This window comes from Paenibacillus sp. LPE1-1-1.1, assembly GCF_040676435.1.
In the GTDB taxonomy this organism is placed as follows: domain Bacteria; phylum Bacillota; class Bacilli; order Paenibacillales; family Paenibacillaceae; genus Pristimantibacillus.
Genome location: NZ_JBEGHY010000012.1, coordinates 554,061 through 567,666, shown reverse-complemented (window position 1 = coordinate 567,666; position 13,606 = coordinate 554,061). Strand labels below are relative to the sequence as shown.

Below are 13,606 nucleotides of genomic sequence, written 5' to 3'. Positions count from 1 at the left end.
TTAAACCACCTTTCCCATCAAGTAAACGACGGTGAAAATGAATACCCAGACAACGTCGATAAAGTGCCAGTACATACCGGCCACATATACCTTCGGTGCGGTAACGACAGTCAAACCTTTTCTTGCCAATTGGATAATGATCAATGTGATCCATGTAATACCAAAAGCTACGTGAGCGCCGTGGAAACCTACAAGCGTGTAGAACGATGAGCTGAATGCGCTTGTGGTAAAGCCATGGCCTTCATGTACATAGTGGTAGAACTCGTAAATCTCAAGACCAAGAAACCCTGCACCTAGAACTACGGTAATAATCAGCCAGTTAATGAGCGCCTTCACTCTATTCGTGTGCAAGGCATGAACAGCGAAAACGCTGGTTAAGCTTGACGTCAACAATAGCGCGGTCGCTAGAGCGACGAGCGGCAGCTGGAACAACTCATGTGCTGGAGGACCATCCAAAACTTGATGGCGCAGTGCAAGGAACGCAGAGAATAACGTTCCGAACAATACCGTCTCGCCACCTAGGAAAAGCCAAAAGCCTAATACTTTATTGCGTCCCTCGAGGGTCGCCTTTTCGGGCTCATGAGGCAATTGCCCCTCTACATGCGAATGCGCACTCATGCTTTCCCCCCCAAATCTCTAAGGATTTCGTCTTCTTCAATGTGGAAGCCATGATCGTCGATTGCAGAACGAAGGAACATGCACCCGAACAAGATTAGCAAACCAACAATACCGACGGCGTAGCCTGTTTTGAATGAACCGAACAAGTTACCCCAATCACGAGCATACATAAAGCCTAAACCTGCGATGAACAATCCAAGTCCCATAAAGAAAGGCAGGATTGATGGGGATGGCATATGGATTGGACCAATTGGCTCCGCAGGCGTCATGCCCTTGTGACCATCCGTTTTTTCTTTCCAGTATGCATCATATCCGCGTACAAGCGGCGTTTGAGCAAAGTTGTACTCTGGCGGCGGAGATGGAATCGTCCACTCCAGCGTACGGCCGTCTTCCCAAGGATCTGCTGGCGCGTTTTGCGGCTTGAAAGCCGTCACGACAACATTCAGCAAGAAGAAGATTGTACCAAAGCCCATCAAGAATGCGCCCACTGTACTGATCATATTCATTTCGTTAAAGCCTAGACCGTCCAGATATGTCCAAATACGACGCGGCATACCGAGCAAGCCAAGGAAATGCTGAATGAAGAATGTTAAATGGAAGCCGATAAAGAATGTCCAGAACGTTAGCTTACCAAGCGTTTCATTAAGCACGCGTCCGAACATTTTTGGCCACCAGTAGTGAAGGCCCGAGAAAATCCCGAGAATCAATCCGCCTACGATAACGTAGTGGAAATGCGCTACGACAAAGTAAGAATCATGATACTGGAAATCAGCTGGAGCTGCTGCAAGCATAACGCCTGTAACGCCACCCATTACGAAAGTTGGGATAAATCCGACTGCAAACAAATTCGCTGTCGTGAATTTGATAGAGCCGCCCCACATCGTGAACAACCAGTTGAAAATTTTGATACCCGTCGGAACGGCGATAAGCATCGTTGCAATGGAGAACAGCGCGTTCGCAACCGGTCCAAGACCAACGGTGAACATGTGATGCGCCCAAACCATGAAGCCTAAGAAGCCGATCAGGATTGTAGCGAAAACCATCGAGCTGTAACCGAATAAACGCTTACGGGAGAACGTACTTATTACCTCGGAAATAACGCCGAAGGCCGGCAGGATGAGGATATAAACCTCAGGATGCCCGAATATCCAGAAAATATGCTCCCAGAGGACTGCGTTACCGCCGCCTGAAGGATCAAAGAAGTTAGCATCAAACAATCTGTCAAACATAAGCGCCGCAAGACCAACTGCCAATGCAGGGAATGCGAACAGGATAAGCGCAGAAGTAATGAACGCCGTCCATGTAAACATCGGCATCCGCATGAAAGTCATGCCTGGAGCACGCATGTTAATAATCGTAACCAAGAAGTTGATACCGCCGATTAATGTACCGATACCTGCGATTTGCAAGCCTAGAACATAATAATCGACGCCATGATCTCCGCTGTAAGACGTGCCTGCAAGTGGTGCGTAAGACGTCCAACCTGCATCCGGAGCTCCGCCTGTAAACCAGCTGACGTTAAGCAAAACGCCGCCGAACAAGAATGTCCAGAAACCTAATGAGTTAACGAAAGGAAAGGCTACGTCGCGAGCGCCGATTTGAAGCGGAACGACCGCATTCATAAGCGCGAACAACAGCGGCATCGCTGCGAGGAAGATCATTGTCGTTCCGTGCATCGTAAGCAGCTCGTTGTATGTATCCGCGCTAACAAAGTTATTTAACGGCTTCCATAATTGAACCCGTATCAAAATGGCTTCCAAACCGCCGACAAGGAAGAAAAATCCGCCAGCGATCATATACAATATTCCAATTTTCTTATGGTCAACCGTAGTCAGCCAGTCCATCAGACCGCTGTAACGTTTGACCGTATGCGTATGCGCATGAGCCAAAGTAGGTACCTCCTTCAATCACCGATAAATTATTGTTCGTAGTTAAGTTTCAGTTCGGATAAATATTTAGCAATACCTTCAAGTTCTTGTTCAGTCAGATCAATTTTGCCCATTTGGTTACCCGGTTTAACTTCATCCGGATTTTCGATCCAACGGTGCAGGTTGTCGTATACTGAACCTTCATTGGAATATTGCGGATCATCGGTGTTAACAAGTATACCTCCGACAGTCTCACGGCTTCCGATACCCGTCAAGTTAGGGTAAGCCGGTCCGCCAAGGTCTCCCACTGCGTGGCAAGATAGACATTTGCTCTCGAATGCTTTTGCAATTGCCGGATCGCTCGGAAGAGCAACTGGCTCTTGAAGCGCTGCTACCCAGCGATCAAATGAAGACTCGTCCACTGATTTGACCTTAAAGTCCATCAGTCCGTGTGAAGGTCCGCATAACTCGGCGCATTTGCCTAGGTAAACGCCTTCTTTTGGAGCTGAGAAATACATCGCATTTACGTTCGCGCCAGGATTTGTATCGATTTTACCTGCAAGCGACGGAATCCAGAACGAGTGAAGCACGTCAGCGGATTTCGCTTGAACCGAAATCGTTTTGCCTTTTGGAATAATTAGCTCTTGGGCTGTTTTGATTCCGTATTCAGGATATTCAAATTCCCACCAGTATTGATGCGAAGTAACGATGACCTGAACCGCTTCCGGATCTTTGCTGTAATCTTTAGCTAAGTTAAATACGGATTGTACGGTTGGAACCCCCAAAATGATAAGCATGATAATTGGAATTACGGTCCAAATAATCTCTAGCTTATGGTTTCCTTCTACTTGCTTAGGAATGGTTTTGTCTCCTTGACGTCTGCGAAAACGAATAATGACATACAAAGAGATACCAAATACGGCAATAATCACGATTAACATGATTCCAATTGCCAGCTTCATCAGTCCGAATTGCTCTTCCGCTACAGGTCCCTGAGGATTCAGCGTCGACAAATCGCTCCGCCCGCAGGCCGTCAGCACCAATACCATCATGGCCATAAGCGGCGCAAGCCGTTTTACAAATCGCCACCGTTTCATCATTAATCAACCCCACTTTTGACGTTTTCGCAGCTGCCTAATTTTCACGTGGCATGCGGCTGGCTGCGTGTTTCACAGATGTTATTACAACTCCTGCAACTTAAATCACTTTATTAAATATAAAGTTGAAGGCCCTATTTGTCAATGTTCCACAGAGAGTTCACAAATTGTTCTCAAAGCTGTCAAAAACGCATCATTACAACGTTTTTCCGCTTTCTTTTTCGTTGCGTTACGCCTGTCAGCATGGCATTCTCTCTATCCTACATTGTGCACCAAACCCATGGTCAATTATGTATACCCCCTTAAACGTATATTTAAGCTTCCAAGGCAAAAACTAAAGCCATTATCGTATGAATGGGGGTCCTCACTTTATGGTTAAACGAATAGCTGCGCTGCTGCTGTCAGCTGCAGTGCTCACTGCGGCAGCAGGCTGCAATTACGAAGAACTCGCCCAGAGAAGCGACAGCGACTACGGCAGCCGCCAGGCTAACGATCCGAAGATGCTGGGCGGCAAATCCTACGGCCCGATGTCAACGAATCCGCACCAGCATGATAACTCCTTCTTCGAATACAGCTCCGTCATTTCACGAAAGGTAACGGACCTGAACGGCGTCGCTTCCGCGATCGTTATGCTCACGGACAAAAACGCGTATGTCGGTCTCATGCTGGATTGGTCAGCCGTGGGCACACGCAATTCAGGCAGATTACGCGAGCAGGACAATACCGGTACAAACGAAGGCGTGTATAATCACGATACAGGTAGTCCGTATGGAAACAGCCGGGCGCTTGTCTCGCCTTACAATTCCTATTTTTCGGTGAACGATATTAACGACTTGTCCGATGAACTGAAACAGACCGTTGCGCTAAAAGTCCGAGAGCTTGCGCCGGCCGCACAAGAAGTGCACATCTCGGCTAACATGGAACTCGTAAACTATTTTAATCATTTTGCCAAGGAAGCTTGGGGCGGACGTTCGCTTATGCCTTGGATCGATCAATTCAATACCGTGGTGAAATATCATTTTGCCGGCGGCAAGGAAATGCCTCCACCCATCACGCAGCCAGGCACCTACAGCCCTTCCGAGTCCCAAATGGACCGCTAAAAAAATTGCTTCTATTATATATAGCAAAAAGGCTCTTCCGAGGAAGAGCCTTTTTGGCTATCAGCAATATAGAGATCAGCGCATTGGGGCGAAGCCTTTTACTTCCGCTAAGATCGCTTCTGTTTGAGCGAGCAAATCATCCGAAAGAACAAGATCTACGGCTTTCACATTTTCTTCCACTTGAGCCGGGCGGCTGGATCCGATAATCGCCGAGCTTATATTTGGCTGACGAAGCACCCACGCCAGCGCAAATTGCGACAACGACGCGCCAATGTTCGCTGCCAACTGCTCGAGTTTCTCGGCCACCTGCAGCACGTCTTCACGCAAATAGCTGTTAATAACGCCGTTTGTTTTATCATTTGCTGCGCGGCTGCCAGCCGGCACCGCTTGTCCAGGTTTGTATTTACCGGTCAATACGCCTTGTGCAAGCGGTGAAAAGACAACCTGGCCAAGACCTTCCTGCTCGCAGGCTTGGACTACCCCTTGCTCGATATATCGCTCAAACATATTGTAGATGGGTTGATTGGATACGAGCGGACGCAGGCCAAGCCGTCTACTTGTCTGAGCCGCATCCGTAATTTGCTGCGCTGTCCATTCGCTGATGCCGGCGTAGAGCACTTTCCCTTGCGCGGTCAAATCATCGAGCGCCCTCAGCGTTTCTTCAGTCGGTGTGTCCGAATCATAGCGATGGCATTGATAGAGGTCAATATAATCGGTGCCGAGACGCTTAAGGCTCGCTTCGCACTGCTCGACGATATGCTTTCTGGATAACCCGCGGTCATTGGGACCTGCCCCCATCGGGAAAAATACCTTTGTTGCGAGAACGTAGCTGCTGCGCGTATACGCTTTCAAAGCATCGCCCATTACTTTTTCCGCTTCGCCATTATTATAAGCATTTGCCGTATCAAAAAAGTTAATGCCAAGGTCATAAGCTTTATGTATGCATGCTTGAGCCGTTTCCGCCTCCGTTGCCGTTCCGTAAGTCAGCCAGCTGCCAAGTCCGATTTCACTTATTTTAAGCCCGCTGTTGCCAAGTTTTCTATATTTCATCTTCTAACACTCCTTTTCGGCTTTTCCATCGCTCTCATGTAGTAGTGTATAGCAGATTGTGTTTTAATGTAAGTAGTGAATGTTTTTTCATTTTATTATCTTTAATATATATACTATACTCATTGTTAGTAATATACGAAAAGGGGTATGACGTTTTGAGCGTACAAAATTACATCCCGAAAGAACCCGTTCATATTGAATGCAACATCGAGAAAACCTTGGATGTTATCGGCGGCAAATGGGCATTTCTTGTACTGAGAGAGTTATTTTGCGGCACCAAACGATTCGGGGAAATTCAGAAGCTCATTCCTGCGGTAAGCCCGCGAGCGTTAACAAGCACGCTCCGTCATCTGGAAGACAAGGGCGTGCTTGAACGCAAGGTTTTTCCCACCGTACCCGTGACGGTCGAGTATACGCTCACCCCGAAGGGCGAAGACCTGCATCATATTTTGAAAGAGATGAAGCTTTGGTCAGCGAGATGGAACTAACTCTAGCTTAACGCTTCAACAGCCGATCGGGCATCGAATTTATGCTCGATTGAAACCGATCGCGCGCCGTCTGATAAACGCGGCGATCGTTCTCGTTCCGGGATAACCGTTCAAGGCGGAGCAGCTCCGCCTCAAACTGTTCCATGAGAATGGCAACTCGTTCCTTTGGCTTAGATGAGCTATTTTGCGGATGCTTGCCCTCTTCGCCAGTCTGGAGCAGCAGTTGACCGGTGCTGTCCATCTGAGCGATAAAAACATCCTCCTCTTTCAAATTCCTAGTCTTAAGCTCATGCAGCAGCCAGTCGCGATTACGGCCTAACCTCTCCAATACCTCATCTTGAATGTCTCCATCCATCATGACGGTTTGCGCTTCATGCTCGCTTGCCACCTTCCAGCCAAGAAGATCAGCGGTTATAGGCTGATATTCCTTTTTCAGCAGCACGTTAACCTCCCCGCTTGATTCCATGACCGCAAACTCCACATCAGCTAAGCGGTAAACATCCTTTTTACGCAATTGCTCCAACACTTCATCTATCGTCAGCCGTTCTTTATGCAAATTCTTTTTGAGCATTTGGCCATCTTTAATGAGAACCGTACCCTTGCCGTCAACGAAATCTCGAATTTTTTTGCTTTTCATCGTAATAAACTCCATTGCAACCGATACGCTAACCCACACCGCTAATGACACCATACCCAAATACCATAGATTATCGAGATCCAGCGACACATAGGCGGCAATATTACCGATCGATATGCCGGTTATGTACTCGAATAGCGATAGCTGCGATATTTGGCGTTTGCCCAGCGCCTTTGTCAAAGCAAATAAAATGACAATAGCAGCCAATGTGCGAATAACAATTTCCAACCAACTTGGCATCTCTATTCCCCCTTCCGTCCTATAGTGTCCAGAATGGCTAAAGTCATTCGTTTTTCATTAAACTGTTGCAAATCATAAATATATGTAGTACAATATAAAGAATGTATTATATTTAACCCCAGCATATCCCCAGTAAGATTCAATGTTTTTCCTCAGATTTTGATTTCTTTGCTGTTAATCCCAAACCTGTTTCGTGATGTATTTCTGATTCACACTGGCGCGGTCATCGGAGCCGCGAGGACGGAAGAGAGGTAGGGCTTTCGTTGTTTTAGGATGCGAGTTTTAGACAACTTGGTACACATGCTGTTTGCTGTTAACAAGGGGATTCCATACGGCCTTTCATTAGAGAAGAGGTCCGGTTAAATATACGATACAACTAAGGGCTGTCCTGTTAGCGCATTTATGCGTTAACGGGACAGCCCTATCCAATTTCCAGACCTTTATTCGTTAGGGCAAGCACTTGCCGCGAAATGCCCTGAACGTTTTATTTTGGTATCCAAATAACGTTCATTATGCTCGGACCGATCTCCCCAAAGCGGAATTCGATCGGTTACATCCAGCCCCTCCGCTTGCAGCGCATCCAGCTTTTTCGGATTATTCGTGATCAGCGCAACCGGCTTCGACCTCAGCGATTTCAACACGCGAATGGCATCTCCATAGTTGCGTGCATCATCCACAAAACCAAGCTCCACGTTTGCCTCCACCGTGTCAAAGCCCTTTTCCTGCAGCAGATAAGCCATGGCCTTGCTGAATAAGCCGATGCCTCTTCCCTCATGATTCGCCAAATAAAACAAAGCGCCTGAGCCTTTATCGACGATCATGCGCATCGACTCATGCAGCTGGTAACCGCAATCGCAGCGCTTGCTCCCAAAGATATCCCCCGTGTGGCAAATGCTGTGCATGCGGATCCAAGCCTCATCGGCTTGCTCGAAATCGCCGTATACAAGCACGCTGGATTGCTGCATTTCCGCAAGATTAATGGCAGAGAGCTTCTTAATGATCTGCTCCGCATCTTCCAGCTTTTCTTTGCACAGGAGCCAGCAGTACCAGTCAAAAAGCGCTTCGCCTTCTTCAAGCTTAACCGGCAGCTTAATCGGACCCACCAAATAAATAATGCCTTTTTCACTGTCGATTACCTTTATCTTATTGTCCATAACGGAGACAGCTTCTGTGTACATAAGGGTATGCTCCTGACCTTAGTATAATAGTTGTTTGGACTATTATGTTCGGTAAGCATACCCGCTATGCTCTGCTTTGGTTCATGATCTTAATATAGCTATTCACCGGATGGCAAAGGGATCTTTGTATCGACAGCAACAGGGACGCCAAAATCCGGATAACCTGACTCATTCCAGCCAAAAGCTTGAATTCTCGTGCTTCGTGTTTCCGTCGGTGCGCCTGATTCAGAAAGGGCATGATAAACGATCCAATCCTCTGTCCCGTCAGGCGATACGGTGAAGCTGTTATGTCCTGGCGCAAACACGTTTCGTTCCGGCGATTTACTGAATACCGGCAGCGGAAGCTTCGTCCAAGCAGCGGCATCGGTCGGCTCGCATGCTTCGTCTGCTATTAACATGCCTAATCCATAATCATCCGCCCATGTCGTGCTAGCAGAGTATACGAGAAACAGCTTACCATTCCTCTGTATAACAACCGGACCTTCATTAATGGCCATGCCGCCCTGCTTCTCCCATTCAAACTCAGGCTTCGTAAGCAAGGTTTCCTTGGCAGCAATCGTCCAAGGATTTTCCATTCTGGCGATATAGATAGCAGAACCGTAATCGGGAAAATGCCCATATCCGGCATACAAGAAATACAGCGTCCCTTTATGGTGAAACACCGTTCCATCCAGACCCGGCAATTGCGTATTTACGGCGCCGCGCTCTATCCACGTTCCTTCAAATGGATCATGATGCTCGTTCTCAAGCACATAGACTCGCCTTGTATCATCTCCTCCGCCATCATTAGCGGTGAAATATACATACCATTTGCCGTTGATCACATGCAATTCCGGCGCCCATAGATTCTGACATCCGGGACCCGAGGCAGGCGGCGTATAGATAACCTCATGCCGTCCTTCAGCGATTCCGGTCATCGAATCAGCCGATCTTAATTCCAAATGGCTTCTTTTGGTTACCATCAAATAATATTTGCCGTCTGAATGCTTCATCATCCACGGATCTGCTCCGCCCATCAGAATAGGATTCACAAATGTTCTATCCATTTCAACCCGCCCCTCTATGACTATTTCAATCCGCCCGTTAACACCGGAGTCGCGCCCGATACAATTTGGCGATAGGTTTCAATCGGAAGCTTAGGCACGCGGTCGAATGACAGCAGACCGTTTTTCTCCTGTTCGACGTCGGTCAGCTGCGTATAGCAGTAGCCCTGTAATCCTCCTGCTGCAATAATCGGACGCATCACTGCGGTCAAACGGTTCAGGAAGTCCTGATCATCCTTCGCCGAAGAGTAACCCCAGCCTTCGCCGCTGCCTTGAATGTATGATATGCCTCCGAATTCCGATAGCTGTACCGGCTCGCCATGATAGGAAAATCCGGGGATGATAATTTTTCTGCCTTGCGGATCGCTCTTGACGGATAACTCAGGCGTTGCATATCGGCGCGCAAGCACTTCTTCGCGGCTTTCATAGTCATGAACGGTATAGATATCCGATTTCACATGCTCCCAGCCGTCATTCGAAATAACCGGTCTAGTATCATCCAGCGATTTGGTCAAATAATAGAGCGTGGATGCATGATGCTGCTGTCTTTTATCGATTAAAATATTCGGCGTTCCCCAGCTTTCATTCAGCGGAACCCAGACGACGATACAAGGATGGTTATAATCACGGTGAACCGCTTCCTGCCACTCCTTCGTGATGCGGCTCACGTATTGCTCCGAGAATTGATAAGCATTCGCCATCTCTCCCCATACTAGCAATCCAAGCTTATCGCACCAGTACAAATAACGCGGATCTTCTATTTTCTGATGCTTCCTCGCGCCGTTGAATCCCATCAGCTTGGTCAATTCCACATCCGTACGCAGCATTTCATCGCTCGGAGCCGTAAGCACGCCGCCCGGAAAATAACCTTGATCCAAAATTAACTTCATATAATAAGGACGGTTATTCAAACAAATGACGCCGTCTTCAATCGATATTTTCCGCATGCCGAAATAGCTTTTCACTTGGTCTAATTCTTCTTCGCCGTCCAGCAGCTTAAATTCGACGTCATAGAGATGCGGCTTCTCCGGCGACCACCAGCGTCCAAGGCCGTGATCGTTAAAGTCATGCAGCTTAATGGAAACTTCCTCTTCCTGCGCCATGACACGAATGGCATCCTCGGCTATCAGCTCGCCCTCAAAAGATATTTTTATACTGAGGCGTAAGCCTTTGTATAATTCCGCGCCCTTAATAAAACTGCGAATATGAATTTTATTGGAATCAATATCCGGCGTCAGCCTCACTCGTTCCACATGCGCAGCATTTACGGCCTCGATCCATACCGTTTGCCATATGCCCGTCGTCCGTGTATAGAAGACCTGTTCCGACTTCTCCTTCCAGTACTGCTTGCCTCTTGGCAGCGTAACATCCTTGCTGTAATCCTGTGCGCGCACAACAATGATGTTTTTCCCGCTTACCTGAAGGGCTGCCGTAACATCGGCTTGAAAAGGGGTATGGCCGCCCTCATGGGATGCAACCAAATGGCCGTTCACCCATACCTTAGCATCGTAATCGACTGCGCCAAAATGAAGGATAATGCGTTTTCCGGCATATTCAGAGGGCAGCTCGACATTTTTCCGGTACCATACGATATCGTGAAAGGCTTGTTCATTAATGCCGCTCAGCTCGCTTTGGTAACAAAACGGCACCTGGATCTTACGGTCAAAATTTTCTCCCTCATACCATCTATTATCGCAGCCAGCATTCGTATCATCGTACGCAAATTCCCACTCCCCGTTTAAGTTAAGCCAAGAAGCCCGTTCAAACTGCGGTCTAGGGTATTCATTTCTTGATGGTATAATCATGTTCCCACTCCAGTCCTATTGCTTATGTTTATATTATTTTTTTATTGGTTTTACGATTAAATCGTAGAATGATAAAGTTGAGCGTTCGGCATGAATGCCTACCTTGCCGTATAAAAACGGGTTCGGATCCGTGTACTGAATTAACGGCTTCGGATCATCATTTAGAAACACTTGTATATTCCCGCCTTTTGCTGCTGCCTTCAGCGTATAAACGCGTCCCGTTTCCAGCTCTACGGTTTCACTGGCTATGAGCTCGGAATCATAGTTCAAACGATGTAAGGTCAGCTGCGAAGAAGAAATGCCGATATAATAGCCCATCGCCGCATCTCTGACTTGAGCGGGATGATACGATTCATTCGTCTCGCGTATAAATAGACCGCCAATATCCGTATCGGCATTCAGCTTTACGCGAGCCGAAAACGTATAGTCATCCCATGCGTCGCTGCCCGCAAACAAGCGGTCATCCTCTGTCCCGCTGCCGGTATAAGCATGGTCGTTCTGTCCAAATAAACCAAAACCCGATTGAACAGGCAATTGCTCGAAGGATTGCTGCTCTTCCAGCTGCTCGGCAGTAAACAGTTCAAAAGATTGAATAACAGCCGCACCGCTTTTTAATTCAATCTTCATTTCATGAAAGCCTGCGGAAATATCCAGCGTTCCGATTCGAAGCTTGGCTGTGTCTTCCGTAAAGGCCGGATCATCAGCGTTAATCTTCGTTTTTACCGGATCTCCTCCGTCAATGGACCATTCCAGCACGCTATCCTTCTCCGGCTTCCGGAGCGTCAGTCCGATTCCATACTTCGCATCCGCCTTCGCATTGAGCTTATACTTCAACCAGTCTCCGCGCTGCTGCAGCGTTACGGAGTAGCTGCCGTCATCCAGCTTTTGAATGGGGACGCTGTCTGCCGCCCGGTATGCGCTTATCTCCGATGGTTTCTGCTCTACGTGGAAGCCTCGTTCCGCTTCCTTCAAATAATGAACCGCTTCAATCGTGCCAGGCACCGGCTTATAAGCCTCAAAATCGCTGCTGCCGCCTGCATCATTCGTAAACGCCGTATACTCATAGACCGGTTTCGCATTTGTCGCGATATACCCGATTTTCCCTTCGCCCGGTCCAGCCGTTTCTTCCTCCAGCTTCTTCATCCCGTCAAAGAAAACAAGAACCCGGTCGTCACGCCGCTCCACCCGGATCGCATGCAGCTTCGAATAATCAAACTCTTGGGGAAGCGCGGCATAACCGCCATGCTGCTCGGATCCATTTTTTACGTTAATATAGTGAAGCTCATGCTTGGATGGCAGCAGGATAACCGCAGAATAATTCGATGCGTCCGTATATGAAAATACCGCTTCAACCATACCGTTATCTGCTGCTGCGTCTGCATCGAATCGAAAATTATATTCCGCAATAAAATTCGTTTCCGTCGTTAATTGGCTAAGCACCGTCCCGCCTTTAGCCGAATCCGTCTTGTCCCATTGTTCGGCCGCAATCCCTTCCGACAACCAGCTATACAACGCCGGCATCGCGGGTGCAGGCTGCTTATGGTCATGCGTGGGACCAAAAACCACCAGCTTATCGCCATTATAAGCAAGCCGGTCAATATTGAGCTCGCGTACCGGCGGGCCTTCAGCGGAATGCCCGACCAAATTATGATAGGTCAAATAATAGGAGTCCATATCCGGGCCAAGCACCGTCGCGCTATGGCCCAGCCCCTTAAATTCATCCTTCACGTTGATGACGATCGGATTGTTGGCAGGCAATGCATAATCACCGAAAGGCCCTTCTTTTGACACCGCATAGTTGACGCGGTAACCATTGCTGAATACGTGATTGCCCGTATAAGTCATATAATACAAGCCGTTTCGCTTCCATATCATCGAACCTTCCGTCCAGTGCCCAAGAAAGGCATTGGTCGTTACGCCGATATCAATCGTAAACGGATCTGGCATCTCATGGGCAACAATGCCCTGCGTGCCTGCATTGGTGAAATACCACTTTCCGTCATCATCGATAAATACGGAACCGTCAATGGAATTGCCCAGATTTTCGGTTTTGACGACGAACGGCCCCGTTGGGCTGTCGCTCTGCAGTACGTAATGCCCTTGTCCGGCTGGCGATGTATATAAATAGAAACTTCCGTTCCAGTAAAAAACTTCGGGAGCATAAGCGCCTGTCGTGATCGGATCCTCTGTAACGAGTCCTTCATAGTTCCAATCCACGAGGTTGTCGGAACTCCATGCCTTAATGCCGGGCCGAAAGTCCTTTGTGCTGCAGTATAAGTAAAACCTTCCGTTATAGCGCATGATGAAAGGATCGCCGATTCCGTAATCCTCCCACTCTTGATCCAGCTTAAACGAGTTCGTATACACTTTTGCATCCTCCTTCAACAGGTTGATCTCTTTCTCATCCGGGCTCGATTCGCAACCGCTCAGCATGACCGCCAATGCTGCGGCAATGAGGGCGACAGCTTTCATCGCCCTCATT

11 protein-coding genes are annotated in these 13,606 nt (G+C 48.1%); 2 read left to right on the top strand and 9 right to left on the bottom strand.

Features of this window, described 5'->3' with window-relative positions; genetic code table 11:
• The 3 genes from MRBLPE1_RS13085 to coxB all read right to left on the bottom strand — a co-directional run bounded on the left by MRBLPE1_RS13085 (window position 1) and on the right by coxB (window position 3,586).
• Window positions 1-618: a cytochrome (ubi)quinol oxidase subunit III gene (locus tag MRBLPE1_RS13085; RefSeq protein WP_169087959.1), complete on the bottom strand. Its 618-nt coding sequence runs from the start codon at window positions 616-618 to the stop codon at window positions 1-3.
• Entirely contained in the window at window positions 615-2,462 is a 1,848-nt protein-coding gene (ctaD, locus tag MRBLPE1_RS13080) for a cytochrome c oxidase subunit I (RefSeq protein WP_364147269.1), read from the bottom strand. Before ctaD ends, MRBLPE1_RS13085 begins: the two co-directional genes overlap by 4 nt.
• 74 nt (window positions 2,463-2,536) lie before the next feature.
• Complete coding sequence (gene coxB, locus MRBLPE1_RS13075; RefSeq protein WP_364145904.1) at window positions 2,537-3,586, bottom strand: cytochrome c oxidase subunit II; 1,050 nt, start codon at window positions 3,584-3,586, stop codon at window positions 2,537-2,539.
• 368 nt (window positions 3,587-3,954) lie between these two features.
• On the opposite strand from coxB, the gene MRBLPE1_RS13070 reads away from it, so the two are divergent.
• Window positions 3,955-4,683 (top strand): YhcN/YlaJ family sporulation lipoprotein, encoded by a 729-nt coding sequence (locus MRBLPE1_RS13070; RefSeq protein ID WP_364145902.1) that lies wholly within the window; start codon window positions 3,955-3,957, stop codon window positions 4,681-4,683.
• Between the two features lie 75 nt (window positions 4,684-4,758).
• On the opposite strand, the gene MRBLPE1_RS13065 is transcribed toward MRBLPE1_RS13070, so the two are convergent.
• Window positions 4,759-5,733, bottom strand: coding sequence for an aldo/keto reductase family protein (locus tag MRBLPE1_RS13065; RefSeq protein WP_364145901.1), 975 nt, complete (start codon window positions 5,731-5,733; stop codon window positions 4,759-4,761).
• A gap of 155 nt (window positions 5,734-5,888) precedes the next feature.
• Between MRBLPE1_RS13065 and MRBLPE1_RS13060 the strand changes: the two genes are divergently transcribed.
• Window positions 5,889-6,221 carry a winged helix-turn-helix transcriptional regulator gene (locus MRBLPE1_RS13060; RefSeq protein ID WP_364145899.1) on the top strand — a complete coding sequence of 111 codons (333 nt, stop codon included), beginning with the start codon at window positions 5,889-5,891 and terminating at the stop codon, window positions 6,219-6,221.
• 7 nt (window positions 6,222-6,228) lie between these two features.
• Here MRBLPE1_RS13060 and MRBLPE1_RS13055 read toward each other — a convergent pair whose 3' ends face one another.
• The 5 genes from MRBLPE1_RS13055 to MRBLPE1_RS13035 all read right to left on the bottom strand — a co-directional run bounded on the left by MRBLPE1_RS13055 (window position 6,229) and on the right by MRBLPE1_RS13035 (window position 13,596).
• On the bottom strand, window positions 6,229-7,098 hold the full coding sequence (locus tag MRBLPE1_RS13055; RefSeq protein WP_364145897.1) for a DUF421 domain-containing protein: 870 nt from the start codon (window positions 7,096-7,098) through the stop codon (window positions 6,229-6,231).
• A 440-nt stretch (window positions 7,099-7,538) separates the two neighbouring features.
• Window positions 7,539-8,252, bottom strand: a complete 714-nt coding sequence (locus MRBLPE1_RS13050; RefSeq protein ID WP_414698883.1) for a GTP cyclohydrolase II — start codon at window positions 8,250-8,252, stop codon at window positions 7,539-7,541.
• 122 nt (window positions 8,253-8,374) lie between these two features.
• The gene (locus MRBLPE1_RS13045) at window positions 8,375-9,322 is read right to left on the bottom strand and encodes a glycoside hydrolase family 43 protein (protein WP_364145893.1); all 948 of its coding nucleotides are present in this window, start codon (window positions 9,320-9,322) and stop codon (window positions 8,375-8,377) included.
• 20 nt (window positions 9,323-9,342) lie between these two features.
• A complete protein-coding gene (locus tag MRBLPE1_RS13040; RefSeq protein ID WP_364145891.1) occupies window positions 9,343-11,124 on the bottom strand; it encodes a glycoside hydrolase family 2 protein in 1,782 nt (593 codons plus the stop codon).
• A gap of 33 nt (window positions 11,125-11,157) precedes the next feature.
• Window positions 11,158-13,596, bottom strand: coding sequence for a family 43 glycosylhydrolase (locus MRBLPE1_RS13035; protein WP_364145889.1), 2,439 nt, complete (start codon window positions 13,594-13,596; stop codon window positions 11,158-11,160).
• Window positions 13,597-13,606: the final 10 nt, after the last annotated feature.